This window comes from Streptomyces sp. CRN 30 (genome assembly GCF_034105845.1).
This window is the reverse complement of the sequence record NZ_JAVRHI010000003.1, coordinates 33,886-60,783: the sequence shown is the minus strand read 5'-3', so window position 1 is coordinate 60,783 and position 26,898 is coordinate 33,886. Positions and strand designations below refer to the sequence as shown.

The following is a 26,898-nucleotide window of genomic DNA, read 5'->3' as shown; positions in this document are numbered from 1 at the left end:
GCGGTCAACGACATCGGTAACGAGGAAGCCTTCCTCGCCGCGATCGACGAGACGATCAAGTACTTCAACGACGGCGACATCGTCGACGGCGTCATCGTGAAGGTCGACCGGGACGAGGTCCTGCTCGACATCGGTTACAAGACCGAAGGTGTCATCCCGAGCCGCGAACTCTCGATCAAGCACGACGTCGACCCCAACGAGGTCGTCGCCGTCGGTGACGAGATCGAGGCCCTTGTTCTCCAGAAGGAGGACAAGGAAGGCCGCCTGATCCTCTCGAAGAAGCGCGCCCAGTACGAGCGTGCCTGGGGCACCATCGAGAAGATCAAGGAAGAGGACGGCATCGTCACCGGTACCGTCATCGAGGTCGTCAAGGGTGGTCTCATCCTCGACATCGGCCTCCGCGGCTTCCTCCCGGCCTCCCTGGTCGAGATGCGCCGCGTCCGCGACCTCCAGCCCTACGTGGGCAAGGAGCTCGAGGCGAAGATCATCGAGCTGGACAAGAACCGCAACAACGTGGTCCTGTCCCGCCGTGCCTGGCTGGAGCAGACCCAGTCCGAGGTCCGCCAGACGTTCCTCACGACCCTCCAGAAGGGTCAGGTCCGTTCCGGCGTCGTCTCCTCGATCGTCAACTTCGGTGCCTTCGTGGACCTGGGTGGCGTCGACGGTCTGGTCCACGTCTCCGAGCTCTCCTGGAAGCACATCGACCACCCGTCCGAGGTTGTCGAGGTCGGCCAGGAAGTCACCGTCGAGGTTCTCGACGTGGACATGGACCGCGAGCGCGTCTCCCTGTCGCTGAAGGCGACCCAGGAAGACCCGTGGCAGCAGTTCGCCCGCACCCACCAGATCGGCCAGGTCGTGCCCGGCAAGGTCACGAAGCTGGTTCCGTTCGGTGCGTTCGTCCGCGTGGACGAGGGCATCGAGGGTCTGGTCCACATCTCCGAGCTGGCCGAGCGCCACGTGGAGATCCCGGAGCAGGTCGTCCAGGTCAACGACGAGATCTTCGTCAAGGTCATCGACATCGACCTCGAGCGTCGTCGCATCAGCCTCTCGCTGAAGCAGGCCAACGAGTCCTTCGGTGCCGACCCGTCGGCGGTCGAGTTCGACCCGACCCTGTACGGCATGGCCGCGTCCTACGACGACCAGGGCAACTACATCTACCCCGAGGGCTTCGACCCCGAGACCAACGACTGGCTCGAGGGCTACGAGACCCAGCGCGAGGCGTGGGAGACCCAGTACGCCGAGGCGCAGACCCGCTTCGAGCAGCACCAGGCGCAGGTCATCAAGTCCCGCGAGGCGGACGAGAAGGCCGCTGCCGAGGGTGGCGACGTCGCGGGTGCGGCTCCGGTCGCGTCCGGTGGCGGTTCGTACTCCTCCGAGGGCGGCGACAACTCCGGCGCCCTGGCGTCGGACGAGGCGCTCGCCGCTCTGCGCGAGAAGCTGGCCGGCGGCCAGAGCTGATCCTCGCCCACGGGCGGACCTCAGCGAGGCCCTGGTGGAAGGCCCCGCTCCCCTTCGGGGGAGCGGGGCCTTCCCGCGTCTCCGGCCCCACCAGCGCCTACGAACTCGGCGTCGAGGCCGAGGTGTTCACCGGCAGCAACGCCGGCGCACTCCGTCACCGTCGACCCCGGCGCCGCGCGCACCCCCGGCGAGCGACTCGGCGGCGTGCCCTCCCGCAGCGAGGTCTTCGCCGCCGGGACGTCGACCCCGACGGGGGCTCGGGCGGGAATGCACGGGCGCCTGCGGACGTTCCACCCTGGGGAAGACAAGGGAGGACCGCCACAGTGCTTGATCCGCAGGATTTGTACACATGGGAGCCGAAGGGCCTGGCCGTGGTCGACATGGCGCTCGCCCAGGAGTCGGCCGGCCTTGTCATGCTCTACCACTTCGACGGCTACATCGACGCCGGTGAGACCGGGGACCAGATCGTCGACGAGGTGCTCGACTCACTGCCCCACCAGGTGGTCGCGCGCTTCGACCACGACCGGCTCGTGGACTACCGGGCCCGCCGCCCGCTGCTGACGTTCAAGCGCGACCGCTACACCGACTACGAGGTGCCCTCCCTGGAGGTCCGGCTCGTCCAGGACGCCACCGGGGCACCCTTCCTGATGCTGTCCGGCCCGGAACCCGACGTCGAGTGGGAGCGCTTCGCGGCGGCCGTCGGACAGATCGTGGAGCGCCTCGGCGTCCGCCTGTCCGTCAGTTTCCACGGCATTCCGATGGGCGTCCCGCACACGCGTCCCGTCGGCATCACCCCGCACGGCAGCCGCTCCGACCTCGTTCCCGGCCACCGCAGCCCGTTCGAGGAGGCTCAGGTGCCCGGCAGCGCCGAGGCACTCGTCGAACACCGGCTCACGGAGGGCGGCCACGACACGCTCGGCGTCGCCGCGCACGTCCCGCACTACATCGCCCGCTCCGCCTACCCGGACGCCGCGCTGACCGTCCTGGAGGCCATCACGGCCGCGACCGGCCTTGTGCTCCCCGGCGTCGCGCACTCCCTGCGCACCCAGGCGCACCGCACCCAGACGGAGATCGACCGGCAGATCCAGGAGGGCGACGAGGAACTCACCTCGCTCGTACAGGGCCTTGAGCACCAGTACGACGCAGCCGCCGGCGCCGAGACCCGCGGCAACATGCTCGCGGAGCCCGTCGAGATCCCGTCGGCGGACGAGATCGGCCGCGAGTTCGAACGCTTCCTGGCGGAACGCGAGGGCGACAACTAGAGCCGGGCACCCCCGCCGAGGAGGCGGGCCCTAAGCTTCCGCTCATGCTGAGAGTGGGCCTGACCGGCGGGATCGGCGCCGGCAAGAGCGAGGTGTCACGGCTGCTCGTCGAGTGCGGCGCCGTGCTGATCGACGCGGACCGCATCGCCCGCGAGGTGGTCGAGCCCGGCACGCCGGGGCTGGCCGAGGTCGTGGCCGCCTTCGGCGAGGAGGTGCTCACCGGCGACGGCGCCCTGGACCGGCCGAAGCTGGGCTCCGTCGTCTTCGCCGACAAGGAACGGCTCGGCGTCCTGAACTCCATCGTGCACCCCCTGGTGCGCGCCCGGTCCGCCGAACTGGAGCAGGCCGCCGCCGAGGACGCGGTGGTCGTCCACGATGTGCCGCTCCTGACCGAGAACGGCCTCGCCCCCCTCTACGACCTCGTCGTCGTCGTCGACGCCGACCCCGCCACCCAGCTCGACCGGCTGGTGCGGCTGCGCGGCATGACCGAGGAGGACGCCCGCGCCCGCATGGCCGCCCAGGCCACGCGCGAACAGCGCCTGGAGATCGCGGACATCGTCATCGACAACGACGTACCGCTGGAGGACCTCGGACGCCGGGTGAAGGAGGTCTGGGACGAACTGGCGCGTGGGGCGCGTGGGGTGCGTGAGGCGCGCGGAGCGCGTGGGGCCACCGGGGAGCAGGGGCCGTCCCGGGGTTCCCAGGAATAGCGCTGCCCGCACGGGCGTTGAACGGTCCCAGTGAGGGAAGGACTCTGCCGTGCCCGAGACCAGCGGATCGACCGGACGGACGCCGGAGACGGACGTGATCGACTTCCGTGCCGCCGAGCAACTGCTCGCGGCGCGGGACCCCAGGGGCGCGGTGCAGCTGCTGGACAGCGTGATCGCCGCGCACCCGGAGAACACCGCCGCGCGGCTGCTGCGCGCCCGTGCGTTCTTCGCCGCCGCGCAGTTGCGCCCCGCCGAGCTGGAGTTCACCGTCGTCCTGGAGCGTGAGCCGGACAACGCCTTCGCCCACTTCGCCCTCGCCCGGACCTACGAGCGGCAGAACCGGCCGGACCCGGCGCGCCGCCACTTCCGGCTGGCCGCCGCGCTGGACCCCAATCCGCAGTATCTGCGACGCGCCCGGTTCGACGGCTGACGCTTCGCTCACTCGTTCGGGTGACTAACCCGCAGGTGGGAACGGCCGCGGCGGCACGGGCCGTTGGGCGGGTATGGAGCTGAGAATGCGAGCGGGACACCAGGGGACGGGCCCCGGGGCCCTCACCCCCGACGGCTGTGCGGTCGAGCTCTACTCACGGCTGTCCCTCGGGGACGGACCGGACATCATCGCGTCGGCCGTGCCGGCGGGCGCCCACATCCTGGAGCTGGGCAGCGGAGTCGGGCGCATGACCCACCCGTTGCGGGAGCGGGGATTCACGGTCACCGCCGTGGACGAGTTCCCCGAGATGCTGGAGCGAGTCCGCGGGGCACGGACGATATGCGCCCCCATCGAGGACCTCGACCTGGACGAGACGTTCGACGTGGTGCTGCTCGCGTCGTTCCTCGTGCACACCGCCGACACGGGAGCAGTTCGAGGAGGCGCTGGCGGAGTCGGGGCTCGCGGTGGACCGGTATCTGACGGAGGACCGGACATGGGTGCGGGCCGTGCCCGTGACCTGATCACGGACACGGCCCGGACGTCAGAGGCGTCCGCCCGGGAGCACCGTGAACGACGGCGTACCGGCCGGGAGCGGCACCGTGTACTGGCTCAGATAGGTGTCCAGGAACGGTGAGCGGTCGCCCTGCGTGGGGGCGTCGTCGGCCGGGTCGTCCAGGGCCAGCCGCAGGCGCGCGTCACTGACCTTGATGGTCTCGCCGGACGGCGTGTCACGCCACGAGCCGGTCTGGATGGAACCGATTTCCACGGCGAGCACGTGTCCGGAGGCCAGGGTCCAGTCGGTCGACTTCAGGTCGACGGCCAGCCGTCCGGAGTCCACCAGGGAGACCTGCTCGTCGAACATGACGGCGCTGCCGTCCGGAGCGACGTCGTAGAGCTTGAGCATGATGTTGCCCTCGCCCTTGGCGTTCAGCGTGATCCGCGGGGTACCGGTGACGCGCACGTCGCGCTTCACCGGCTCCGACCACACGAAGAAGCTGGAGGTGACCTCACCGGCCCGCTGGCTCTCGGCCTGGGCCTCGGCCAGTCCCTTCGGGGCGGTCTGCTCCGTCGCCGGCGCGTTCTCCATGTCCCACTTGCCCGACGGCTGCGACCGCTTCGGGACCGGGGTCCCGGCGGCGGTCAGCTCGGCCTGTGCCGAGACCCCGCCGTCGTCCACGTAGGAGCCGCCGCCCAGCGAGAGCTTGACGTCGCGTTCGACGACCGGCCAGGTGCGCTGGGCACGCCAGGCGCCGGTGGAGTCCTCGACGGAGTACGCCGGGTAGCGGACCGTCGGCTTGATGCCCTTGAGGTACTGGTCGTAGAAGGAGAGCGTCTCCTCGTACCAGCCCTCACGGCCCATGGCCAGACGGCCGTCCTCGACGCGGTCGCCGCCGCGGACGTGGTCCCACTGGCCGAGCCAGCCGCGCTCGACGCCCGTGTGGTTGTCGAGGTACTCCTCCATCTCCTCGGGCTTGGTGTTGTTCTCGATGAAGCCCTGGGTGACGAAGAGCGGGGTGTCGCTGCCCTTGGCCAGTGCGGCCAGGTCACGGGAGGTCCAGTGGGCGTCCCACTGGTCGGCTATTCGGTACCCGGCCGAGTTCTCCGTGAGGCACTCCGGGTGGGTGCCCTCGTAGCGGGCGTTGGCCTGGTAGCGAGCGTCGTCGTCCGTCATCGGGGCCATCGTGGCGATGGAGTTGTAGGCGCCGGCGGTGCCGGTCACGTTCGGACGGGGGACGCCGTTTGAGTAGATGTACTGGTACATGTCCCACACGGGCTCCTGGGCCACGACGGCCTTCAGCGCGCGCTGGTCCAGGTTGTTGCCGATCAGACCCGTCACGGCGTCGTACGACTTGCCGTACATGCCGACCGCGCCGGTGGACCAGGGCTGCTTCGAGGCCCAGTCGACGGCGGCCTCGACGTCGGCCTGCTCGCCGGGCCCGGCCCAGTCGAGGCAGCCGGTGGAGCCGCCGAAGCCGCGCAGGTCGACCATGACGAAGGCGTAGCCGTTGTCGAACAGGTCGGCGCCCTCGATGAAGTCGTTGAAGCGGGCGGAGGGGCCGGTGTGCGTCCAGCCCTCCGGACCGGTCTGGCCCGCGTGCGCGAAGTAGGGACCGATCGACAGGATGACCGGGACCTTCTTCTTCTTGGGCAGGTTCTCCGGCAGCAGGACGTCGGCGTGGAGTTCGGTGCCGGAGTCGTCCGCGGACGGGAAGTAGTGCTGGGTCCAGACCGAGCCCTCGGGGACACGGTCGTTCTCCTCGTGCGTGACCGGGGTGGTCGCGGTGGCGACCGTCCCGGTCGTGGTCCGTGCGTCCTCGCCGGGTGCCGCGGCGACGGGACCCGCGAGGGCGCCGGTCAGCGCGAAGGTGACGACGAGTGCCGAGGCAGCCCGGACGGCCGCGCGACGTGCTCTCACATGCTCCTCCTGGAAGGGTGGGTGGAGGTGGTGCAGGTAGTGCAAGTGGTGCGGGTGGTGCGGGTGGTGCGGTGAGTGGTGGTTCGGGTGGTGCGGATTTCTGTGCGAGTGCAGGTCTAGCAGCGGGAGTGGTGCCGCGTCGATGGGGCGTCGTCGCGTCGCCCGCCTCCACCCGGGGCGGGAACCGCCTCTGCCCGGGGTGGGACGGGAACGCGGCGGTGCCCGTGACGAGGTGTCACGGGCACCGAGAGGAGCGGGAGGGCCGGCAGGGCCGGCCGGCGGGGTGCGGAACGTGGTGGGTCAGTGACCGCCGGGGCGGTCCTTGAGGCTGTTCAGCGCGCGCAGGCGCTCCAGTTCGCGGCGGTCGCGCTTGGTCGGCCGGCCCGTGCCGCGGTCGCGGAGGGCGACGGGGGCGACGGCCTCCCGCGGCGGGGGCGGCGGGGAGTTGTCGACGTAGCACTGCGTGGCGACCGGCGGGCCCACCCGCTTGCGGATCAGCCGCTTCACGACGACGACGCGTTCCCGGCCCTCGTGGCGCACGCGGACCTCGTCGCCGACGCGCAGCGAGTACGCGGGCTTGACCCGCTCACCGTTCACCTTCACGTGCCCGCCCCGGCAGGCGGTCGCGCCGACGGAGCGCGTCTTGACCAGGCGGACGGCCCAGATCCAGCTGTCGACGCGGACGGTACCGCCGGCGGACGGCCCGGCCGCCTCGGCGGCCGCGACGGCTGCGGCGACCTTGGGATCCAAGGTGCCTTCGGCGGCCCCGCCGCGGGGGCCGCTCTCGGCGTCCTCGGGACCCCGTACGCGGGTCCCCGTGCCGTCCCTGTGCTCGTCGCGCTCGGAAGCCATGCCCCGACCTTAGCCGCCCGGCCCGGGAGCGTGGCCGGGCCGGGCGATCCGTACGGGCCCTACGGTGGAGGGATGGACACCAGCGGCCTCATCGAACTCGACCGGCGGATCGCGGGGTGCCGGGCCTGTCCGCGCCTGGTCGCCTGGCGCGAGGAGGTCGCCGCCACCAAGCGCGCCGCCTTCGCCGACTGGACGTACTGGGGCCGCCCGGTGCCCGGCTTCGGACCGGCCGACGCCCGGCTGCTGATCGTCGGGCTGGCCCCGGCGGCCCACGGCGGGAACCGTACGGGGCGGATGTTCACCGGTGACCGCTCCGGTGACGTGCTGTACCGGGCGCTGTACGACGTGGGCCTCGCCTCGCAGCCCACCGCCGTCTCCGCCGACGACGGCCTCGAACTGCTCGGCGTGCGCGTCACCTCGCCGGTGCACTGCGCCCCGCCCGCCAACAAACCCACACCGGAGGAACGGAACACCTGCCGGCCCTGGCTCGTGCGGGAACTGCGGCTCCTGCGGCCGACCGTGCGGGCCGTGGTCGTGCTCGGCGCGTTCGGCTGGCAGGCCGCGCTGCCCGCGTTCACCGAGGCGGGCTGGACGGTGCCCCGGCCGCGCCCCGCGTTCGCGCACGGCGCGCGCGTCACCCTGGACGCCGACGACGGGGGCGACGCCCTCGATCTCTTCGGCTGCTTCCACGTGAGCCAGCGCAACACCTTCACCGGCCGCCTCACCCCCGAGATGCTGCGCGACGTCCTCGCCACGGCGGCTCGGACGGCGGGGCTGCCCGGGGTGAAGCGGCCGCTCTGCTCCGAGTAGACCGGCGGGCGGCTCGGAGCAGAGCGGCCGGTGGCCCACCGTAAAAGGGACGACGGGGCCGTCGCAGCCGGGTTAGCGTGCGCGGATGGGCCTGTATCCGGAGATCGAACCGTACGACCACGGCATGCTCGATGTCGGTGACGGCAACAGCGTCCACTGGGAGACCTGCGGCAACCCGCGGGGCAAGCCCGCCGTGGTGCTGCACGGAGGTCCCGGGTCCGGGGCGAACCCGTCCTTCCGCCGCTACTTCGACCCGGACGCGTACCGGATCGTGCTGCTCGACCAGCGGGGCTGCGGACGTTCGACACCGCACGCGAGCGCGTACGAGACCGACATGAGCGTCAACACGACCGCTCACCTCATCGGCGACCTGGAGAAGCTGCGCCGTCACCTGGGCATCGAACGGTGGCTGGTGTGGGGTGTGTCGTGGGGCTCCGTCCTCGGACTGCGGTACGCGCAGACGCACCCCGGGGCCGTGACGGAACTGGTGCTTACGGCTGTCGCGACCGGCTCGAACCAAGAGGTCTCGCTTATGACGCGAGGGCTCGGCAAACTCTTCCCGGCGGCTTTTCAGGACTTTCTCGCGCTCGTTCCCGAGAACGAGCGGGACGGCAATCCGGCCGCCGCGTACAACCGGCTGCTGGAGTCGCCCGACCCGAGCACGCGCGAGCGGGCCGCGCGCGCCTGGACCGACTGGGAGACGGCGATCGCGTCCCTCCCGCCGCGCTCGGTACCGCGCTACGAGGATCCGGTGTTCCGGTACTCCTTCGCGCGGACGGTGACGCACTACTGGGGCAACGACCACTTCCTGGGCGAGGGCGAGGAAGGCAAGGCCGGTGAGGACGGCTCGGCCAACGACGAGGGCGTGGTGCTGCGCGACGCGCACCTGCTCGCGGGCATCCCCGGCACCCTGGTCCAGGGCGTTCTCGACCCCGGCAACCTGCTCGGCGTCGTCTGGCGCCTGCACCACGCCTGGCCCACGAGCGAGCTGCGCCTCGCGGACGACGTCGGGCACGACGCCGGAGCACCCGACATGACGGAACTGCTGGTGGCGGCCACGGACGGGTACGCGCGCGTCGCCGACTGCTGAGAGAGTCATGCACACTTCAGTCGACCCGATCAGCCCGATCACTCTTATCAGGAGTTCCTCGACTCCACCGCCGACCGGCTCGCCGCGCTGCCCGCCGTCCGCGCGGTCGCCCTCGGCGGGTCCCGCGCCCAGCGAACCCATCGCCCCGACAGCGACTGGGACCTGTCCGTCTACTACCGGGGTCCCTTCGACCCGGCCGACCTGCGCGCCGTCGGCTGGGAGGGCGAGGTCGGCGACCTGGGCGCCTGGGGCGGCGGCGGGCCGCTTCCGCGTCGAGCCGTTGATGTTCCATCTCGCGGGCATCCCGACCTACCTGGTCGTCGCCGAACGGGCGGTCAACCGCACCCTGCGAGGTGATCTGCCCCACCCCGCCTGTCCGGAGCCACTGCGCCGGTCCGCACCCGGCCGCTGGTGGGGCACGGCCGAGGCCACCCTCTGGCGGCGCGGGGCGAGTGGGTGAGCAACGAGAAGGGCCTGGTGGAGCGGGCCGGACTCGGTGCCGTCGACACCCTGGTGACAGGGCTGGACGCCGATCCGAAGAACCTCACCGCGGCCGTCGGCGACGTACGGACACTGCTGGAACGCGCCGTGCCCGCCGCCGCACGCGGCTGAGGGCTGCCGAAGACCCCTCGCGCGCCCCTGCCGTCTCGCGCGTCATGTCGCGGAAACGCAGCCGTTCGCTTCTCTGTACAAACACGTTTTACCCTGGTAAGCGCACACGCTCCCGGTGAGCGTGTGCCAGCCCCGGCCACCGTCGCCCGAAGGCTCATTCCGCCCTCGCCGAGACGACAGGAGGCCGTGCCGTGTCCCGCCGCAGCCCAGCCCTCGCGCTTCCGCCCTGGCTCGCCCATGCCCTCCGCGCCCAGCGCGGTCCGGTGCCGTGGCGTGCCGTCGTGCGGGGCGCGCTGGTCGCCGGGCCGCTGGTGGGGGCGGCCGTCGCGCTCGGCGTCACCTCCCTCGGGGTCGTCGCCGCGATCGGCGCCATGCTCGCCGGGCTCAGCGACCGGCCCGGGAGCCGGCGCTCCTCCGTGCAGCGGCTCGGCGTACCGGCGCTCGCCGGAGCCGCCGGCGTGTGCGCCGGTACATACGCCGGCCACCACACCGGCCCCGTCGTGCTCACCGTGCTGCTCACCCTGCTCGGGCTGGTCGCCGGCGGCTTCAGCGCCGTGGGCCGGGTCGGTTCCGCCGCCGGGTCGCAGGTGCTCGTCGCCGCCGCCGTCGGATCCGGCATGCAGTCCTCCGACGCCCCGTGGGAGCGGGCGCTGGCCTACCTCGCGGGAGCGGGCCTGCTGCTCCTGCTCTGCCTGGTGATGCCCGCCCCGGGCGCCGTCGCCGGAACGCCGCGTTCCGCGTTCCGCGCCGCCGACTACCACCGCTTCGACGGGGAGCGGGACGCCGTCGCCGCCGTGTACGACGCCGTCGCCGCGCTCCTCGTCGCCGCCGGCACCCCGCAGGCCACCGCCAGGCGGGCCGCGCTGACCGCCGCCCTCGACCACGCGCAGGATGCGCTGGCCGGGCCCCGGCTGCGGCGGTACACCCGGTCCGCGGCCGAGCGGCGACTGCACGCCCAGTACGCCGCCGCGCTCCCGCTCGCCGAGGCGGCGACCGCGCTCGCCTGGGCCGGGGACCCGCTGCCCGCACGGGCAGCGGAGGGCTCCCGGCGGCTGGCCACCGCCGTACGGACCGGCGACCACACCGGGCCGCTGCCCGCACCGGCGCGGCACCGGCCCGAGCTGCGTGCCCTGGACGACGCGCTGCTGCACGCCGCCGAGATGTTCGACCGGCGCGGAGACCGGAGCGAAGGCGGGACCGAGGACGGGCGCGGTGACGGCCGCGGCGACGGAAGCGGCGACCGGCGCCCCGACACGCTGCACCGCCGTCGCCGCGGCGTCAAGGATCTGCTGGGCGTCGCCGTCGGCCCCGCCGGACGCGAGTACGGCATGCGGGTCGCGCTCTGCTACGGCAGCAGTGTGGCCGTCGCCCAGGTCCTGCACCACACACACTGGTACTGGCTGCCGGTCACGGCGACCTTCCTGGTCAAGCCCGACCTCGGGCCGCTGCTCTCCCGGACGCTGTGCCGCGCCGCGGGCACCGTGCTGGGCGCGGTCCTCTTCGCCGGGCTCGCCGCGGTGCTGCCGCAGCCGGCCGGACTGGTCGCCGTCGTCGCCGTCAGCGGCGCGCTGATCCCGGTCGCCAACCGGCACTTCGCCGCGCTGACCGCAGTCGCCACGCTGCTCGTCCTCGCCCTGGCGATGCTCGGCGGTGACGACCAGGCGTCCTGGAGCCGGATCGTCGAAACCTTCCTGGCCTGCGCGATCGTGCTGATCGTCGGGCATCTGCCGATGCCCGGACAGCACGGCGGAGGGGTACGGGACCGGCTGGAACGGGCCGCGGACGCGGCCGATGCCTACCTCCGGCACGTCCTGAGCGCCTCGGACGACCGCGCACGGCGCTGGACGCTCCGCCGCGAGGCGTACCGGACGCTCGCCGAGGCCCGGTCCGCGATCGCGCTCGCCACGGCCGAGCTGCCCGCCCTCGCCCGGCACTCAGCGGGCGCGGACGAGGTCGCGGCCGTTCTCGAACGGCTCGTCGACACGACCACCTCCTGCGCCGTGCACCTGGACGACGCCGGACGGCTCACGTCCCGGCACGTCGAGCGCCTCGCCGAGCTCCGCGACGAACTGGCGGAACGCCGCGGCCGGGTCGGCCTGCGCCGCTCGACCGGTTCGAAGGGCTCGCCCGGCTCGAAGGGCTCGCCCGGTCTGCCGCTCGCGGGCTGAGCCGGGGCGTACGCGGGCGCACGCGCCGTTCGGCGCGCACCGTCCCGGGCGTCGGCGTCCGCGCCGTACGTTGGCCACATGACGCAGTCCGCAGATCCCGCCGATCCCGCGACTCCCGCCGATCTCGTCATCACCGGATGCACCGTCCTCGTACACGGGGCGCCCCCGGCCGGTACGGCCAGTACGGCCGGGAGGGGTGATCCGGCCGGGAGGGGCGATCCGGCCGATAGGGATGGTCCGGGCGGGCCGGCCGGTACGGGCGGTACGGGCGGTACAAATGGTCCGGGTGGGCCGGCCGATCTGGAGTGCGTCGCCTTCGCGCACGACGCGGCCGTCGTCGTGCGGGACGGCGTCGTCAAGGCCGTGACGAGCGCCGCCGCCGGTGCCGCCCTGCCCGCGGCCGAACGCATCGACGCCCGCGGCCAGGTCGCGCTCCCCGGTCTGATCAACTGCCACACGCACGCCCCGATGGCCGCCCTGCGCGGCCTGGCCGAGGACCTGCCCACGGAGGAGTGGTTCAACGACGTCGTCTGGCCGGTGGAGTCGAACCTCGCCGCCCGGGACGTCGAACTGGGAGCCCGGCTCGCCTGCGCCGAGATGATCCGGGCCGGCGTGACCTGCTTCGCGGACCACTACTTCGCCATGGACACGGTGGCCGACGTCGTCGCCGAGTGCGGTCTGCGGGCGCTGCTCGGCCAGGCGTACTTCTCCACGCAGGGGCGCGAGGGGCGCGAACAGTCCCTGGACTTCGCGCTGCGGCGCCGTGGTGACGCGGGCGGCCGGATCACCACTGCCCTCGCCCCGCACGCCCCCTACACCGTCACCGACGCCGATCTCACCATCACCGCCGCGCTCGCCCGGGAACACGGCCTGCCCGTGCATCTGCACGCCGCCGAGAACCGCGACCAGACCGAGGCCAGCCTCGCCCGGCACGGCGTCACCCCGATCGGCGTGCTGGAACGCACCGGCGTCCTCGACACCGACGTACTGATCGCCCACGGCACCGGCATCCTCGGACGCGACCTGCCGGCCCTGGCGCGCGCGGACGGCCGTACGGCGGTGGCGACCGCGCCCCGCGGCTACCTCAAGTTCGCCTGGCCCACCACCACACCCGTCCGCGCGCTGCGGGACATCGGCGTGGACGTGGGCCTCGCCACGGACGGCGCCGCCTCCAACAACTCCCTCGACGTGTGGGAGTCGATGGCGCTCACCGCCCTGATCCAGAAGCAGAGCGAGGGCGATCCCCGCTGGCTGACCGCACGGCAGGCGCTGCACCACGCCACGCTGCAGAGCGCCCGCGCGGTCGGCCTGGGCGGCACGGTCGGCAGCATCGCGCCGGGCCGGCGCGCCGACATCGTTCTGGTCGACCTCACCGGGCCGCACACCCAGCCTGTGCACGACCTCGCCGCGACCCTCGTGCACAGCGCCCGCTCGTCGGACGTGCGTACGACCATCGTCGACGGCAAGGTGCTGATGCGGGACCGTGAGCTGCTCACCCTCGACGTCCCCGGCGTGGTGCGGGAGCTGGAACGCCGGCTCCCCGCGCTGCTGGACCGCGGTCACGGCAGGCGCGTGCAGACGTACGACACCTGACCCGGCCCCCGGCCCGGTGTTCCCGGGAACGGGAGCACCGGGAACGGGAGCGCCGGGCACGCGGCGGAAAGAATTCCGCGCGCCGCGCGATGAGTTTCGCCGTCCCCGCGGGTCGACCTCCTGACGGACCGTTGCACAGGAGGAGCCCATGTCGCTTCCCGAGATCGTCTCCCGCCAGGAGTGGCGCGCGGCGCGCGAGACCCTGCTGGTCAGAGAGAAGGCGGCCACACGCGCGCGTGACGCTCTGAACGCCGAACGGCGCGGGCTGCCGATGGTGGAGATCACCAAGGAGTACGTGTTCGAGGGCGGCGACGGGAAGGCGACGCTGCTCGACCTGTTCGAGGGACGGCGGCAACTCGTTGTCGACCACTTCATGTTCGCTCCCGACTGGGACGCCGGCTGCCGCAGTTGCTCGGCCTTCCTCGACCAGGTCGGGCACCTAGCGCATCTGCGGGCCCGCGACACGTCGTTCGCGGTGGTGTCCCGGGCGCCATATCCGCGGATCCTGCCGTTCAAGGCGCGGATGGGCTGGACGGTGCCCTGGTACTCGTCGTTCGTCAGCGACTTCAACGAGGATTTCGAGGTCACCCTGGAACACGAGGGGGAACTGGTCGAACGGCCGGGCCTCAGTTGCTTCCTGCGCGACCGGGACCGCGTCTTCCACACGTACTCGACGTACGAGCGCGGCCTCGACTGCCTCGGCTCCACCACCAGCCTGCTGGACCTCACGGCACTGGGGCGTCAGGAGGAATGGGAGGAACCGGTGGGACGCGCGTCGGCTCTCGGGGCCCCTGCGGGAAGTGAGCGCGTCCGATACCACGATGAGTACGAGGACTGAACGTCCCCGCCACGGAGAGTGGCCGAAACGGCCGGAGGAACGAGAATCCGCTCACTCTTTGCGGTGAACCAGTGTCAGCTACGTCTCGATAGCGTCACTTCGCGAGGCGTTCACCCCATCGTTGGCGTTTAACTCTACGAGCGTAGCGTCAGATGGAGGTGGCAGGGTGAACGGTCGAACGGTGATCGAGCGCTTTCCCGCCGGCGGACCGCGGGGGTCCTGGCCGGCCGAGGAATTCGCACACGCCCGGCGTCAGGAGGGACTGCCCGCCGAGGTCGTCATGGACCTCGCGACGGACATGTTCCTGGTGATCGTGCGGGGTGGCGACGCAGCCGGTGACGCCGCCGCCTGAGGCGCGCCGCCGGCCGGGCTCACGCGGAGACCGGCCTCGACCAGGTCGGTGTGGTGCCCGTGAGCCGGCACACCGCGAGATAGAGGGGGATGGGCGGGGTGTAGGGCACCTCGCCGTCCGGCCGGTAGATGAGGCCGGGCATGTCGGGGGAGTCGCACACGACCGCTCCGGAGGCGTACCGCGCGGGAGCCGGCCACTCCATGGCGTAGTCCGAGTCCGAGGGAACCAGCCACCACCAGTGCGCCTCGTCGGCGTAGACGCACCCCACGCGAGGCAGCCGTGGCAGCACCTGCTGGCCCAGGATCGGAGGGACCGCCACCGCGTCGCACCCCAGCGGAGCGTTCATGCCGTCGGGCACGGAGAGGCGGTGCGGCGTCCGCGGCGCGTTCAGCCGGCGCTGGAGGCGGACCAGCGTGTCCAGGCCGAGTACCCGGCCTCCGGATGCTGCGCTCACAGACCTTCCTCCTCCGTCCTCCGGCGTGACCGCGCGGGGACGATGTCCTCCACGCGCGCGTGGGTCTCGATCTCGCCGGTGCGCGCGGGTTCGCCGGTGCGCGCGAGTCTGCCGTTGCCGTTGCCGTTGCCGTTGCCGTTGCCGTTGCCGTTGCCGTGGCCAGGGCCGGGACCGTCGGCTGTGTCCGAACCGTCGCCGGGCCGTTCGCCCGGACCGTCGTCCTGCGGGCCGGGCTTGGGGCGGGCGCCCCAGCCCAGGTCGTCACGGGGCTCCGGGGCGTCCGACGCGGCCCCGTCGGCCGCGCGGAGCAGCTCGGCCCAGACCAGCAGCCCGGGACCGTGCTCCTGCGCGCCCCAGGAGTGACAGAGGGCGTCGACGAGGAACAGTCCTCTGCCGTGCTCGTCCTCGGGCTGCTGCCCGGACGACGGCTGGGGCTGACCCGGCGCGCACCCCTCGTCACGCACGGCTATCCGCACCGTGTCGCTGCGGTCGTGCAGCTCGCACACTATGTGTCTGCTCGCCGTGTGCACGATCGCGTTGGTGACCAGCTCGGAGACGACCAGCGCCGCCGTGTCGCAGGTGTCCTCACACACCGACCAGCCCGTCAGCCGGGCCCGCGTCAGGCGTCTGGCCTGGGCGGGAGAACCCGGGTGGGCGGCCAGCTCGAAGCGGAACCGGCGCTCGGCAGTCGCCCCGGCGGGGACGGCTCCCGTGGCGGCGCCGGGGCCGTGGGGGCGGCCCGCGGCGGCCTCTGTTCCTAAAGGCGCGGACGGAATCACGCTTGCCACTATCTCCCCGCCAAGAACACTTGGCAAGAGTCACTCTGAAAATTGCAGAGTGCTGTGTGACGTTCTGGACGGGCGTGGCACACTGCTCGCAACAGCACGTCGAGCGGCGCCACTTCAGATCGGCCGAAGGTCTGCCCGGAGCTACGGGACGGATCTTCGAAGCAGAACCTCGAGGCAGAGCTTCTGCGGGATCTGCGGAGGGCGCCGCCGGGCTGTCCGCGCGCGCTCGCGGACGGAGACCGGCCCGCCCGGCGGCTCAGCACGCACGCGATATCGGGACTCTTCGTGGAGGTGGAGCGGTGAGCGAACCGCGGTCCGCGCCGACCGTCGGCCAGGTCGTACTCGGCCGACGCCTGCTGGACCTGCGGGAGAGCGCCGGGATGAAGCGCGAGGAAGCGGCCCGCATCCTCCGCGTCGCCCCCGCCACGGTCCGCCGTATGGAGATGGCCGAGGTCGCGCTGAAGATCCCGTACCTCCAGCTGCTCCTGAAGGCGTACGGCATCTCCGACGAGGAGGCCGACGCCTTCGTCCTGCTGGCCGAGGACGCCAACAAGCCCGGGTGGTGGCAGCGCTTCCACGACATCCTGCCGGGCTGGTTCTCGATGTACGTCAGCCTGGAGGGCGCCGCGGCGCTCATCCGCTCCTACGAGCCGCACTTCGTCCCCGGAGTCCTGCAGACCGAGGACTACGCACGCGGCGTGCTGAAGTCGGGCGCCATCGGCCAGACCCGCCCCGACGACATAGAGCGTCACGTCGATCTGCGGATGCAACGCCAGGAACTGCTCACCCGAGAGGACGCGCCCCGCCTGTGGGTCGTCATGGACGAGACGGTGCTGCGCCGCCCGGTCGGCGGCCCGGAGGTGATGCGAGAGCAGATCGACAAGTTGCTCGAGGCCACGGAGCTGCCCCACGTCACGCTCCAGGTCGTCCCGTTCGCGAACGGGCCGCACCCGGGAACGTACGGGCCCTTCGTGCTGTTCCGATTCGCCGTGCCCGAACTTCCGGACATGGTCTACAGCGAGTACCTGACCGGCGCCGTCTACCTGGACGCGCGCGCCGAGGTGGCCACCTACCTCGAGGTCATGGACCGCATGGCGGCGCAGGCCGCTACGGCACATCGCACAAAAGAGATCCTCCGGGATCTCCGCAAGGAGCTGTAATGGATCGCATCACGTCCCAGCCCGGCACCCGGTTCCGCGCCCAGCGGATCTACAACGGCATGCCCGCGCGCGAGCTGGGCAGCGAGGGCTGGCACAAGCCCTGGAGCGGCGGCAACGGCGGCAACTGCCTGGAGGCGATGAAGCTCGCCGACGGCCGCATCGCCGTCCGCCAGTCCACCGACCCCGACGGACCCGCGCTGATCTACACGTCCGACGAGATGACGGCCTTCATCGAAGGCGCCAAGGCCGGAGAGGCGGACTTCCTGCTCTCCTGACCCGCACACCCCTTGTTGCTAAGCCTCTTCCTCTGTGATTGCCAGCACCTGAACATGATCGTCCACTTCCGACACCCCGCCGACTTACCCCTCTGGAGTCCGTCGTGACCGGACAGCAGCCCGTAGAGATCGACACGAGCAGACCCCATCCCGCCCGCATGTACGACTGGTACCTCGGCGGCAAGGACAACTACCCCGTCGACGAGGAGATGGGCCGCCAGATGCTCACCCTCGACCCGAGGGTGCCGGTGATGGCGCGGGTCAACCGCGCCTTCATGCAGCGGGCCACGCGCTGGCTGGCGGGCCAGGGCGTACGGCAGTTCCTGGACGTGGGCACGGGCATACCGACCGAGCCCAATCTGCACCAGGTCGCCCAGCGGATCGCACCCGACACCCGCGTCGTCTACTGCGACAACGACCCCATCGTGCTCGCCCACGCCGCGGCGCTGCTGCGTGGCACCCCCGAGGGCGCGACCGAGTACCTCCAGGCCGATGTCCGCGACCCGGACGCCGTCCTGGACGGCGCACGGAAGATACTCGACCTCGGCCGGCCCGTCGCCCTGTCGCTCATCGCGCTGCTGCACTTCGTCTCCGACGAGGACGGCGCGCACGAGCTGGTCCGCCGCCTGATGGCCGAACTGCCGTCCGGCAGCTACCTGGTGGTGACCCACGCGACCCCTGACTTCACGCCCGAGGAGTCCCGCGCGGCCACCGAGAAGCTCAAGGCCGCGGGGGTCACGCTGGCCCTGCGCACCCGCGAGGAGTTCACCCGCTTCTTCGACGGTCTCGACCTCGTCGACCCCGGCGTCCAGGTGCCCCACCTCTGGCACCCCGACCTGGGCCAACCGGTCCCCGGCCAGGACGACGGCGTCATCCCGGGTTACGGGGCGGTGGCACGCAAGCGGTGAGGGGGGCCGTGCACCGGCCGGGGAGCCCGGAAGAGAGCCAGGGCCGACGCGTCCGGTGACCGCTGGTCCTTGGCCGGTGGCCGGTGGCCGGTGGTCGGTGGTCGGTGGCGGATAGTGGGTCGCGGGTCGCGGGTCGCGGGTGGTCGGTGACCGGTGGTCGTGGTTGACGGGATGCTTGACCGTGGGCGTCGCTCAGGCCGTCATCGGCCGGTCGTACGGGCCGATCGGCGCCGGCAGGCGTGACGGGCGGCCCGTCAGATGCCCGTCGACGGCCGCCGCCACCGCCCTGCCCTCCGCGATCGCCCACACGATGAGCGACTGCCCCCGCGCGGCGTCCCCCGCGACGAACACCCCGGGCACGTTCGTCTCGAACCGCCCGTCCCGCGTGATCGTGCCGCGCTCCTCCATCCGCAGCCCCAGCTGCCCGATCAGCCCGTCCGCACGGTCCGGTCCGGAGAACCCGAGGGCGAGCAGCACCAGGTCGGCCGGGAGTACCCGCTCGGCGCCGGGCAACGGCCGCCGCCCGGCGTCCACACCGGTCAGGTGCAGCTCCCGGACCCGCCCGTCCGCGTCACCGGCGAGCCGCAGCGTGGACGCCGCGAACAACCGCGCATCCGCGTGTGCCACCGGCGCGGAACGCAGATCACGCGCTTCCTCGTGCGCCGCCGACAGCCGGTACAGCCGCGGGTACGTCGGCCAGGGCTCCACCTCCTCGTCGCGTTCCGCGCCCGGCTGCGCGTAGATGTCCAACTGGGTCACGGAAGCCGCACCCTCCCGCACCGCCGTGCCCAGACAGTCCGCCCCCGTGTCGCCGCCGCCGACGATGACCACGTGCTTCCCGGCCGCGGACAGCGGCGAGGCAGCCAGATCGCCCGCGCACACCCGGTTGGCCAACGGCAGGTACTCCATCGCCTGGTGAACCCCGGACAACTCCCGCCCCGGCACCGCCAGGTCCCGCCACGCCGTGGCACCCGTCGCGACCACGACCGCGTCGTACCGGGCCCGCAGTTCGCCGGCCCCGATGTCCTGCCCGATCGTCATGGACGTACGGAACCTCGTCCCCTCCGACCGCATCTGATCGATCCGCCGCTCCAGATGGTGTTTCTCCATTTTGAACTCGGGAATCCCGTACCGCATCAGCCCCCCGATCCGGTCGTCCCTCTCGTACACGGCGACCGTGTGCCCCGCCCGCGTCAACTGCTGCGCCGCGGCGAGCCCCGTGGGCCCCGACCCGATCACCGCCACCGTCCGGCCGGAAAATCGGTCCGGCGGACGCGGAGGCGCCAGCCCCTCCTCCCACGCCCGGTCGGCGATCGCGCACTCGACGTTCTTGATGGTGACGGCCGGCTGGTTGATCGCCAGCACACAGCCCGCCTCGCAGGGCGCCGGGCACAACCGTCCCGTGAACTCCGGGAAGTTGTTCGTGGCGTGCAGCCGGTCGCTCGCCGCCCGCCAGTCCTCCCGGGCGACCAGATCGTTCCACTCGGGGATCAGGTTGCCGAGCGGACATGCCTCGTGGCAGAAGGGGATGCCGCAGTCCATACAGCGGTCCGCCTGTTTCCCGATGATCGGCAGCAGGGCCCCCGGGACGTAGACCTCGTCCCAGTCGTGGACCCTGTCCTCCACCGGCCTGCGGGGCCACTCCTGGCGGGGCGTGGTGATGAATCCCTTGGGGTCGGCCATGGCCGTCTTCCTTGCGTGCGCAGGGTCAGGCCGTGCGTGGGCGGCCGCAGTCTCCTTGTCACGATACGTCCGCCTGGTGCCCTCCGCAGGGCAGCGGGGTGATGGGGTCGCAGGGCAGGCGGGGTGGGTGCCCTGCCCTCGGGGGTGCCGCTCAGGTGAGGGCCGATATGTACGACACCGCCGCGCCGGCCGACGCGACCGTCCGGACGTGGTTCCACGCCGTCCACTCGCGCACGTACCTGGGCCAGTACGCCGCCGCCTCCGCCGTTCCGGGCTCCAACCGGGCCAGCGCGTCGTTGCGTGGCACGTTGGCGACCATGGTGAGCACGAACGAGCCGATGAGATACAGCGCGCTGCCCACCAGCAGCTCCACCGTGCCCTCGTCCGGCCACAGCACGAAGGTCACCACGGCTATGACCGCGCACAGCACCGCCGAGCCGGCGAAGACGAGCATGAACGCCGGGGTCACCGCGGAGACGTTGATCGCCTGCATCGCCGCCACGCCCTGCGCCGGTGGCAGCGCGGCGAGTCCTTTCATGACGAAGGTCGAGAACCCGCAGAAGACACCGGCCACCAGCCCCGTCCCCAGCACACCCAGCACGGTCAGAACGAAGTACGGTCCGTCGATCATGCTCGCCTCAGCTCCAGCTCCAGCTCCAGCTCCAGCCCCAGCTCCGGCTCCCGCTCCGGCTTCCGTTCCATCTCCGGCTTCCGCTCCGGTTCGCGCCCGCCGGTCCAGGTCCCGGACCGGCGGTTCCGGCCCGCACGCCGTCCGCCGTCTGTCATCTCTGTCTCCCCCGTGACATGTTCACTTGGCGCCGTCACCCCGGGCCATACCCCGGAGTGGCCGTTCCTGCCCGTGTGTGTTCGTCCACCCGTCCGAGGCTGACGCATCATGGGCCCTGTGGGATGGGAAGCGATCACCTGGGACCGGCTCGGCGACCTGCTCGCCGAGCGTCTGCTCGATCTGAAGCCGGCCGACGGCGGCGCCTGGTGCCGTGTCGCCTTCGACGGAGCCCCCGCCGCCCGCCCCGGTGACCTCGCGAAACGGGTCTCGGACGCCCTCCGTGTCCTCGGGCGGCCCTCGCTGACCGTCGGGACGGGCGGTTTCCTGCGCCCCGCTTCCCTGCGGTTCGAGCACGGGCACCGGGACTCCGACTCCTACTACGACAGCTGGTACGACACCGGTGCCCTGTGGCGCGAGGTCTTCGGTCCTCTGGAACCGGGTGGCGACGGACGCGTCCTGCCCGACCTGTGGGACCCGGACACCGACCGTGCCACCCGCACGCCTTACGTCGACCTTCCGCCCGGCGGCATCCTGCTGCTGCACGGGCCGTTCCTCCTGCGCCACTGGTTCCCCCTGGACCTCAGCGTCCACCTTCTGCTCACCCCCGGCGCGCTGCGCCGTCGTACCCCCGAGACGGAGCAGTGGACGCTGCCCGCCTTCGAACGCTACGCGGACGAGAGCGACCCCGCCGCGGCCGCGGACGTCCTGGTGCGCGCCGACGATCCGCGCCGCCCCGCCTGGAACGGCTGACGCTCTCCCTGCCTCTCGCGTTAGCCGGCGCTTCCCCGCCGGCCGGTGGCCGGCGGATGTGCCGTCCCGGTCAGAGCCAGTCGTTCCGCCTGAACCCGCGGTGCAGCGCCAGACAGGCGAGGGCTATCACGCCCAGCACCAGTCCGTAGCCGTACCGCCAGCGCAGCTCCGGCATGTGGTCGAAGTTCATGCCGTAGACGCCGCAGACCATGGTCGGCACGGCGACGATCGCCGCCCAGGCCGTGATCTTCCGCATGTCCGCGTTCTGCGCGACCGTGACCTGTGCGAGGTGTGCCTGAAGGATGCTGTTGAGCAGTTCGTCGAAGGCCGCGAGCTGTTCCGCGGCGCGGGACAGGTGGTCGGAGACGTCGCGGAAGTAGGCCTGTATCTCCGGGTCGATCACCCGCATCGGCCGGGTGGCCAACTCCTCCAGGGGTCGGCCGAGGGGTACCACCGCCCGTTTCAGCTCCAGCAGTTCACGTTTGAGCTGGTATATGCGCCCCGGGTCGAGTCGCGCGCCGTCCTCCGCGAACACGGCCGTCTCGACGTGGTCGACGTCCGCCTGCACGGCGTCGATGGCGGTGAGGAAGTCGTCGACGACGTGGTCGGCCACCGCGTGCAGCACCGCCGACGGTCCCTTGGCGAGCTGGCGGGGGTCGGCCTCCAGCTCCTCGCGCAACGGACCCAGCGAGCCGTGCGAACCGTGCCGTACGGTCACCACGAAGTCCCGGCCGGTGAAGACCATGAGCTCGCCGGTGCTCACCACTTCGCTCGTGGCCGTCAGCTCCTCGTGCTCCACGTAGCAGACCGTCTTGAAGACGGCGAAGAGCGTCTCCCCGTACCTCTCCACCTTCGGGCGCTGGTGGGCCTCGACAGCGTCTTCCACTGCCAGCGGGTGAAGATCGAACAGCTCCGCGATGCCCGCGAACTCCTCGTCCGTCGGTTCGTGCAGCCCGAGCCAGACGAAACCGTCCCGGCGGCTGCGTACCCGCTTCACGGCGTCCACCAGATCCACGCTCTCCGGGGTGCGGACGCCGTCCTGGTAGGTCACGCAGTTGACCACCGAGGAGCCCAACGGGGAGCGTGCGGGATGGCTGAGGTCGACCCGCGGACGCCGCCGGGCGAGCCTCGCCACCCGGCGCAGCGGACCGCCCCGGCCGAGGCTCGTGACCTTCCGCAGATTGCCTGCCATGGACATCCGGATCTCCTAGCGTGGTGCCCCTCGCGCCGTGCTGCCCGCGCCTGCCGCGCCAGTCTGCCAGTCCGGCGTGGACCGTGTGCGAGCCTGTGGGAACGCGTCGTTCCGCTTGGTTCCCGGCTGTGGACAACCGAGTTGGGCGGCGGGTACCGAGTGCATGCCCGTGAGCGAACGAGCAGGTGAGCGGGTTGTCGGGCGGGCCGGAGGGTGGGTGAAGGGCGGCTGCGTGCACCGCACCGGCAAGCATTCCGGCGGACCCGTCCGGACGCGCGGATGACCGTGCCGGAGCGTCGTCCACTTCCGGCAAGCCGGGCAACTGGGATGATTCGCCTATGACGCGAACCGACGGATACCTCCTCGACAACCGGCAGAACGAGGCGGCGGAGCGCTTCGACGCCTTCGCGACCCTCTTCGACCCCACGACGTTCCGGCACTTCACAGCGATGGGCATCGGACCGGGCTGGCGCTGCTGGGAGGTCGGGGCCGGCGGCAGCTCCGTGGCCTCGTGGCTGGCCAAGAAAGTGGGACCCACGGGGAAGGTGTTCGCGACCGACATCGACGTCTCGCGGCTCGCCCCGGCCGCACGGCCGCCGGTCGAGGTACGGGTGCACGACGTGGGCGCCGAGGAACCGCCGGGCGAGGGCTTCGACCTGGTGCACGCCCGGCTCGTACTCGTCCATGTACCGGAGCGGGAGAAGGCGTTGCGGACCATGGTGAAGGCGCTGCGGCCCGGCGGACGCCTGCTGGTCGAGGATGCCGACCCCGCCCTCCAGCCGCTGGTGTGCCCCGACGAGCACGGCCCCGAGCAGCAACTGGCGAACCGGCTGCGGCACGCCTTCCGCCAGTTGCTGGCCCGTCGCGGAGCCGACCTGTCCTACGGCCGTCAACTCCCGCGGCTGCTGCGTGAGGCCGGTCTGCGCCGGGTCGAGGCGGACGCCTACTTCCCGGTGGCCTCGCCCGCCTGCGCCGCGCTGGAGTCCGCCACGGTCCGCCAGGTACGCGACCAACTCGTCACGGCCGGACTGGCCACGGACCAGGACATCGACCGGCACCTCGCGAACGTCGCCTCGGGCGCCATGGACCTGGCGACGGCCCCACTGATCTCGGCCTGGGGACGCAAGGCGTAGGGCACCACGGCGACGCCGGGGGGCGGGGGAACAGGCCGCGGTAAGGAAGAGGACCGCGGTAAGGAAGCAGGCCGCGGTAAGGAAGCGGGGCGCGACCGGGCGGAGCGCAGCGGTGGAGGGACCGGACGGCGAGCGGTGTCGTCCGGGACGGCGCCGGTCACAGCGACGCGCGTCCCGTGCGACGAGCGCCATCCGCCACCGGCGGTCGGCCGCCCACTCGCACCACCGCCTCAGCACCCGCCCGGCACCCCCGCGCCGCCGCCTCCTCCGCTCCCGCGCCCGCCATCGAGGCAGCGAGGAACGCCCCGGTGAACGCGTCCCCGGCCCCCGTGGTGTCCAGCGGCGTCACGGGCAGGGCGGGAACCCTGGCGCGCACACTGCCGCCGCGAGCCACCAGCGCGCCGTCCGCTCCCAGCTTGGCCACCACCAGCGGCACGTGCCGGCTCAGCTCGGCCGCCGCGTCGGCCGTCCGGGACAGCCCCGTGAGCAGACACGCCTCGTCGTGGCTCGGCAGCAGCACATCCACCCCCTTCACCAGATCGAGGAAGCGGCCGGTGCCCAGTTCCGCGAGGAAACCGGCCGACGCGGGATCCAGACTCACCGGCACTCCACGCGCGCGTGCCGCTTCCAGAGCGGTTCCCACCAGCGCGCGGCTCGGCGCGGAGAACAGGAGGTAACCCGACAGATGCAGTCGCGCGACGCCGTCCAGCAGCGTGTCCGACCAGTCCTCGGGGGACAGCCGCAGCGACGTACCGCTGTCCGTCAGCAACGTACGCTCCGCCGCTGCGTCCGCGTCGACCAGACAGATGACCGTGCCCGTCGGAGCTTCCTCGTCCACCACCAGACGAGGCCGCACCCCGGCGGCCACCAGCGCGTGCTCGTGCCACGCCCCCGTGTCCGCGCCGACCCGGCCGAACAGCCTGACGTCCCCGCACCCCTGGTGAGCGGCCCAGCACGCGACGTTCGCGCCCGCTCCGCCCGGCAGCCGGCGGATCGTGGCGGCCGTGTCCGTACCGACGGCCAGTGGTCCGCGGGGACGGGCGACGATGTCCGTGACGACGTCCCCGACGACCAGCAGCGCGCTCCGTGGGGCCGTCACGCCCCGGTCCAGGCGGCCGCCACCCGAGCCGCCAGCCGCACGTTGCCGCGGACGGCCGCCAGGTTGGCGTTCAGCGAGGCGCCGTCGGTGTGCCGCACCAGGTGGTCGAGGAGGAACGGGGTGACCGCCTGGCCGGTGACGCCCTCCCGTTCGCACGCGCGCAGCGCGTCGGCGAGTACGCGCGCGTGCGTCTCGGGATCTAGCTGCTCCTCCTCGGGCACCGGGTTGGCGAGGACGAGCGCCGATTCGGACGTCCCGAGCGCGTCCTGCGCCCGCATCACCGCCGCGACCTCCCACGGAGTGCGCAGCGTCCAGTCCACCGGATGTCCCGAGTCGGACAGGTAGAAGCCGGGAAACCGGTCCGTGCCGTACCCGGCCACAGTGATGCCCAGCGTCTCCAGCCGCTGGAGCGTCGCCGGCACGTCCAGGATCGACTTGACCCCGGCGCAGACCACGGTGACCCGGGTGCGTGCCAGCAGACCCAGGTCGGCCGACTCGTCCTGGGTGACGGTCCATTCCCGGTGCACCCCGCCCAGCCCGCCGGTGGCGAACACCCGGATGCCCGCCCGGGCGGCCAACGCCGCGGTCGCCGAGACCGTGGTCGCCCCGCTCGCCCCGGACGCCACCGCGAGCGGCAGGTCACGGTGGCCGAGCTTGCGCATGCCGTCCTCGTTGGCGATCCGTTCCAACTGCTCCTTGCCGACCCCCACCTGGGGTCGTCCGTCCAGGACAGCGATCGTGGCCGGTACGGCTCCCTCCTGCCGGACCGTCTCCTCCAGATCACGCGCCACCTGGAGATTGCGCGGGCGCGGCAGTCCGTGCGCGATGATCGTGGACTCCAGGGCGACCACGGGCCGACCGGAGTCGACCGCCTCCCGTACCTCTTCCGACACCATCAGCACCACAGGTGCGCCTCCTGTCCGTCGGCCTCCCCTCATCCCTGGCGGGCGAGGGCCCGGACCAAACCACTTGCTTCCCATGGGGCGTCGCACGAGGCTGGTGACCATGACGGACAACACGGCACGTCTCGACCACGTGGTCCTCTGGGTGCGCGACCCGCTCGCCGCGGTCGGCTTCTACGAGAAGACGCTGGGCACGGAGCCCTTGCGGGCCACCGAGTTCGCGGCGGGCACGGTCCCGTTTCCCTCCGTACGCCTCAACGAGGAGACGATCTTCGACCTCATGCCGCTGGCCATGGCCGAACGGATGCGGATGCTGCCCGACGCCGCCGGCAGCGCCGGGCACCCGGTGAACCACGTGTGCGTGTCGCTCCCGGAAGCCGCTTTCGAGGCGCTGCACGGGCGGCTGGAGGACCAGGGTGTCCCCGTCTCGGAGTTCTCCCACGACTCCTTCGGGGCCCGGGGCATGGCCAGGCGCAGCTTCTACTTCACCGATCCCGACGGCAACATCTTCGAGGCGCGGCACTACGAGTGACCGTATCGCCGTGCCGCAGTGCCGCCGTGTCGCCGAGCGGCCCTGCGTCGGAACAGCGGCCTGCGTCAGAACAGCGGCTCGGGCAGCACGCCCTCCAGCGCGAGCAGCTTCCTCTTCGTGTCGAGGCCGCCGCCGAAGCCGCCTATGCCGCCGTCGCTCTCCACGACCCGGTGGCAGGGCACGACGACCGGCAGGGGGTTGGAGCCCATCGCCGCCCCCACCGCCTGGGCCCCGCCCGGCTGGCCCACCCGCCCGGCGAGGTCGCCGTAGCCGACGACCGACCCGTACGGCACACCGGACGCCAGCTCCCGCAGCACTTCGCGGTTGAAGCCCGCGGTCAGGGACCAGTCCAGAGGCAGGTCGAAGGCGTGCCGCTCGCCGGCGAAATACGCGTCTAACTGCCGTGCGGCCTCGGCCAGCAGCGGGGAGCCGGGCACCTCCACGGGTTCGCTGCCGAGCCGGGTCGCGAGCCGCTCCAGCGCCCGGTCGCGGACCGGCCCGGTGGCGTGGAAGACGACGTTCACCAGGCCCTCACCGGTGGCCGCCAGCAGCAGCGGACCGATCCCGGAATCCACGACGGTCCACACGACCCGCTGCTCGTACTGCCCGAGGCTGTCCATGCGCCCACCGTACGGCCCGCCACT

Annotated in this window: 26 protein-coding genes and 3 pseudogenes; 18 read left to right on the top strand and 11 right to left on the bottom strand. The window is 72.2% G+C overall.

Annotation, left to right across the window (positions count from 1 at the left end; all coding sequences use genetic code 11):
• From rpsA to UW392_RS00435, 5 genes and pseudogenes are all read left to right on the top strand, one after another.
• Positions 1–1,458 (top strand): 30S ribosomal protein S1 (rpsA, locus tag UW392_RS00455; protein WP_320772783.1); only part of this gene is annotated, 1,458 nt, incomplete at its 5' end.
• A gap of 323 nt (positions 1,459–1,781) precedes the next feature.
• Positions 1,782–2,720: a PAC2 family protein gene (locus UW392_RS00450; RefSeq protein ID WP_320772782.1), complete on the top strand. Its 939-nt coding sequence runs from the start codon at positions 1,782–1,784 to the stop codon at positions 2,718–2,720.
• Positions 2,721–2,764: 44 nt separating this feature from the next.
• Complete coding sequence (gene coaE, locus UW392_RS00445) at positions 2,765–3,430, top strand: dephospho-CoA kinase (protein ID WP_320772781.1); 666 nt, start codon at positions 2,765–2,767, stop codon at positions 3,428–3,430.
• 49 nt (positions 3,431–3,479) lie between these two features.
• Positions 3,480–3,860, top strand: coding sequence for a tetratricopeptide repeat protein (locus tag UW392_RS00440; RefSeq protein WP_320772780.1), 381 nt, complete (start codon positions 3,480–3,482; stop codon positions 3,858–3,860).
• Between the two features lie 85 nt (positions 3,861–3,945).
• Positions 3,946–4,381, top strand: a pseudogene (locus UW392_RS00435) (class I SAM-dependent methyltransferase).
• Between the two features lie 20 nt (positions 4,382–4,401).
• On the opposite strand, the gene UW392_RS00430 reads toward UW392_RS00435, so the two are convergent.
• Both UW392_RS00430 and UW392_RS00425 read right to left on the bottom strand, forming a co-directional pair.
• On the bottom strand, positions 4,402–6,276 hold the full coding sequence (locus tag UW392_RS00430; protein ID WP_320772779.1) for a CocE/NonD family hydrolase: 1,875 nt from the start codon (positions 6,274–6,276) through the stop codon (positions 4,402–4,404).
• 300 nt (positions 6,277–6,576) lie between these two features.
• The gene (locus UW392_RS00425; RefSeq protein WP_320772778.1) at positions 6,577–7,128 is read right to left on the bottom strand and encodes an RNA-binding S4 domain-containing protein; all 552 of its coding nucleotides are present in this window, start codon (positions 7,126–7,128) and stop codon (positions 6,577–6,579) included.
• A 72-nt stretch (positions 7,129–7,200) separates the two neighbouring features.
• Here UW392_RS00425 and UW392_RS00420 point away from each other — a divergent pair, with 72 nt between their 5' ends.
• The 7 genes and pseudogenes from UW392_RS00420 to UW392_RS00390 all read left to right on the top strand — a co-directional run bounded on the left by UW392_RS00420 (position 7,201) and on the right by UW392_RS00390 (position 14,591).
• Positions 7,201–7,938 carry a uracil-DNA glycosylase gene (locus UW392_RS00420; protein ID WP_320772777.1) on the top strand — a complete coding sequence of 246 codons (738 nt, stop codon included), beginning with the start codon at positions 7,201–7,203 and terminating at the stop codon, positions 7,936–7,938.
• 85 nt (positions 7,939–8,023) lie between these two features.
• Positions 8,024–9,028, top strand: coding sequence for a prolyl aminopeptidase (gene pip / locus UW392_RS00415; RefSeq protein WP_320772776.1), 1,005 nt, complete (start codon positions 8,024–8,026; stop codon positions 9,026–9,028).
• An 87-nt stretch (positions 9,029–9,115) separates the two neighbouring features.
• A pseudogene (locus UW392_RS00410) lies at positions 9,116–9,640 on the top strand (hypothetical protein).
• A 191-nt stretch (positions 9,641–9,831) separates the two neighbouring features.
• Positions 9,832–11,808 (top strand): FUSC family protein, encoded by a 1,977-nt coding sequence (locus tag UW392_RS00405; RefSeq protein ID WP_320772775.1) that lies wholly within the window; start codon positions 9,832–9,834, stop codon positions 11,806–11,808.
• Positions 11,809–11,886: 78 nt separating this feature from the next.
• A complete protein-coding gene (locus UW392_RS00400) occupies positions 11,887–13,401 on the top strand; it encodes an amidohydrolase (protein WP_320772774.1) in 1,515 nt (504 codons plus the stop codon).
• Positions 13,402–13,549: 148 nt separating this feature from the next.
• Positions 13,550–14,239, top strand: coding sequence for a DUF899 domain-containing protein (locus UW392_RS00395; RefSeq protein WP_320772773.1), 690 nt, complete (start codon positions 13,550–13,552; stop codon positions 14,237–14,239).
• A 166-nt stretch (positions 14,240–14,405) separates the two neighbouring features.
• Entirely contained in the window at positions 14,406–14,591 is a 186-nt protein-coding gene (locus tag UW392_RS00390; protein ID WP_320772772.1) for a hypothetical protein, read from the top strand.
• A 19-nt stretch (positions 14,592–14,610) separates the two neighbouring features.
• Here UW392_RS00390 and UW392_RS00385 read toward each other — a convergent pair whose 3' ends face one another.
• Positions 14,611–15,045, bottom strand: a complete 435-nt coding sequence (locus UW392_RS00385; protein ID WP_320772771.1) for a hypothetical protein — start codon at positions 15,043–15,045, stop codon at positions 14,611–14,613.
• A 182-nt stretch (positions 15,046–15,227) separates the two neighbouring features.
• A pseudogene (locus UW392_RS00380) lies at positions 15,228–15,833 on the bottom strand (ATP-binding protein); the annotation flags it as partial.
• A 299-nt stretch (positions 15,834–16,132) separates the two neighbouring features.
• On the opposite strand from UW392_RS00380, the gene UW392_RS00375 reads away from it, so the two are divergent.
• The 3 genes from UW392_RS00375 to UW392_RS00365 all read left to right on the top strand — a co-directional run bounded on the left by UW392_RS00375 (position 16,133) and on the right by UW392_RS00365 (position 18,176).
• Entirely contained in the window at positions 16,133–16,993 is an 861-nt protein-coding gene (locus UW392_RS00375; RefSeq protein WP_320772770.1) for a helix-turn-helix transcriptional regulator, read from the top strand.
• Positions 16,993–17,268, top strand: coding sequence for a DUF397 domain-containing protein (locus tag UW392_RS00370; RefSeq protein ID WP_320772769.1), 276 nt, complete (start codon positions 16,993–16,995; stop codon positions 17,266–17,268). Before UW392_RS00375 ends, UW392_RS00370 begins: the two co-directional genes overlap by 1 nt.
• A 104-nt stretch (positions 17,269–17,372) precedes the next feature.
• Entirely contained in the window at positions 17,373–18,176 is an 804-nt protein-coding gene (locus UW392_RS00365) for an SAM-dependent methyltransferase (RefSeq protein WP_320772768.1), read from the top strand.
• Between the two features lie 192 nt (positions 18,177–18,368).
• Here the strand turns inward: UW392_RS00365 and UW392_RS00360 are convergent, their stop codons facing one another.
• The 3 genes from UW392_RS00360 to UW392_RS00350 form a co-directional block, all read right to left on the bottom strand.
• Positions 18,369–19,859, bottom strand: coding sequence for a glutamate synthase subunit beta (locus UW392_RS00360; RefSeq protein ID WP_320772767.1), 1,491 nt, complete (start codon positions 19,857–19,859; stop codon positions 18,369–18,371).
• A gap of 151 nt (positions 19,860–20,010) precedes the next feature.
• A complete protein-coding gene (locus UW392_RS00355; RefSeq protein ID WP_320772766.1) occupies positions 20,011–20,490 on the bottom strand; it encodes a DUF1772 domain-containing protein in 480 nt (159 codons plus the stop codon).
• A complete protein-coding gene (locus UW392_RS00350) occupies positions 20,487–20,645 on the bottom strand; it encodes a hypothetical protein (RefSeq protein ID WP_320772765.1) in 159 nt (52 codons plus the stop codon). Before UW392_RS00350 ends, UW392_RS00355 begins: the two co-directional genes overlap by 4 nt.
• 118 nt (positions 20,646–20,763) lie before the next feature.
• Between UW392_RS00350 and UW392_RS00345 the strand changes: the two genes are divergently transcribed.
• Entirely contained in the window at positions 20,764–21,396 is a 633-nt protein-coding gene (locus UW392_RS00345) for a uridine kinase (RefSeq protein WP_320772764.1), read from the top strand.
• A 70-nt stretch (positions 21,397–21,466) separates the two neighbouring features.
• Here UW392_RS00345 and UW392_RS00340 read toward each other — a convergent pair whose 3' ends face one another.
• A complete protein-coding gene (locus UW392_RS00340) occupies positions 21,467–22,594 on the bottom strand; it encodes a magnesium and cobalt transport protein CorA (RefSeq protein WP_320772763.1) in 1,128 nt (375 codons plus the stop codon).
• A gap of 332 nt (positions 22,595–22,926) precedes the next feature.
• Between UW392_RS00340 and UW392_RS00335 the strand changes: the two genes are divergently transcribed.
• Positions 22,927–23,721, top strand: a complete 795-nt coding sequence (locus UW392_RS00335; protein ID WP_320772762.1) for a methyltransferase — start codon at positions 22,927–22,929, stop codon at positions 23,719–23,721.
• Between the two features lie 157 nt (positions 23,722–23,878).
• Here the strand turns inward: UW392_RS00335 and UW392_RS00330 are convergent, their stop codons facing one another.
• Together UW392_RS00330 and UW392_RS00325 are read right to left on the bottom strand one after the other, a co-directional pair.
• Positions 23,879–24,820 (bottom strand): sugar kinase, encoded by a 942-nt coding sequence (locus UW392_RS00330; RefSeq protein WP_320772761.1) that lies wholly within the window; start codon positions 24,818–24,820, stop codon positions 23,879–23,881.
• The gene (locus tag UW392_RS00325; protein ID WP_320772785.1) at positions 24,817–25,722 is read right to left on the bottom strand and encodes a pseudouridine-5'-phosphate glycosidase; all 906 of its coding nucleotides are present in this window, start codon (positions 25,720–25,722) and stop codon (positions 24,817–24,819) included. The genes UW392_RS00330 and UW392_RS00325 overlap by 4 nt, the downstream gene beginning before the upstream one ends.
• Before the next feature lie 103 nt (positions 25,723–25,825).
• Here UW392_RS00325 and UW392_RS00320 point away from each other — a divergent pair, with 103 nt between their 5' ends.
• Positions 25,826–26,254, top strand: coding sequence for a VOC family protein (locus UW392_RS00320; RefSeq protein WP_320772760.1), 429 nt, complete (start codon positions 25,826–25,828; stop codon positions 26,252–26,254).
• 65 nt (positions 26,255–26,319) lie between these two features.
• Here the strand turns inward: UW392_RS00320 and UW392_RS00315 are convergent, their stop codons facing one another.
• Entirely contained in the window at positions 26,320–26,874 is a 555-nt protein-coding gene (locus tag UW392_RS00315) for a methylated-DNA--[protein]-cysteine S-methyltransferase (RefSeq protein WP_320772759.1), read from the bottom strand.
• Between the last annotated feature and the right edge of the window lie 24 nt (positions 26,875–26,898).

Bases quoted from the DNA above. Each gene is read 5' to 3' on its own strand.
- UW392_RS00355 (WP_320772766.1), bottom strand. From the start codon at position 20,490: ATGATCGACGGACCGTACTTCGTTCTGACCGTGCTGGGTGTGCTGGGG.
- UW392_RS00320 (WP_320772760.1), top strand. From the start codon at position 25,826: ATGACGGACAACACGGCACGTCTCGACCACGTGGTCCTCTGGGTGCGC.
- UW392_RS00395 (WP_320772773.1), top strand. From the start codon at position 13,550: ATGTCGCTTCCCGAGATCGTCTCCCGCCAGGAGTGGCGCGCGGCGCGC.
- UW392_RS00315 (WP_320772759.1), bottom strand. From the start codon at position 26,874: ATGGACAGCCTCGGGCAGTACGAGCAGCGGGTCGTGTGGACCGTCGTG.
- UW392_RS00420 (WP_320772777.1), top strand. From the start codon at position 7,201: ATGGACACCAGCGGCCTCATCGAACTCGACCGGCGGATCGCGGGGTGC.
- UW392_RS00370 (WP_320772769.1), top strand. From the start codon at position 16,993: ATGGATCGCATCACGTCCCAGCCCGGCACCCGGTTCCGCGCCCAGCGG.
- pip (WP_320772776.1), top strand. From the start codon at position 8,024: ATGGGCCTGTATCCGGAGATCGAACCGTACGACCACGGCATGCTCGAT.
- UW392_RS00400 (WP_320772774.1), top strand. From the start codon at position 11,887: ATGACGCAGTCCGCAGATCCCGCCGATCCCGCGACTCCCGCCGATCTC.
- UW392_RS00335 (WP_320772762.1), top strand. From the start codon at position 22,927: ATGACGCGAACCGACGGATACCTCCTCGACAACCGGCAGAACGAGGCG.
- UW392_RS00340 (WP_320772763.1), bottom strand. From the start codon at position 22,594: ATGTCCATGGCAGGCAATCTGCGGAAGGTCACGAGCCTCGGCCGGGGC.
- UW392_RS00360 (WP_320772767.1), bottom strand. From the start codon at position 19,859: ATGGCCGACCCCAAGGGATTCATCACCACGCCCCGCCAGGAGTGGCCC.
- coaE (WP_320772781.1), top strand. From the start codon at position 2,765: ATGCTGAGAGTGGGCCTGACCGGCGGGATCGGCGCCGGCAAGAGCGAG.
- UW392_RS00425 (WP_320772778.1), bottom strand. From the start codon at position 7,128: ATGGCTTCCGAGCGCGACGAGCACAGGGACGGCACGGGGACCCGCGTA.
- UW392_RS00350 (WP_320772765.1), bottom strand. From the start codon at position 20,645: ATGACAGACGGCGGACGGCGTGCGGGCCGGAACCGCCGGTCCGGGACC.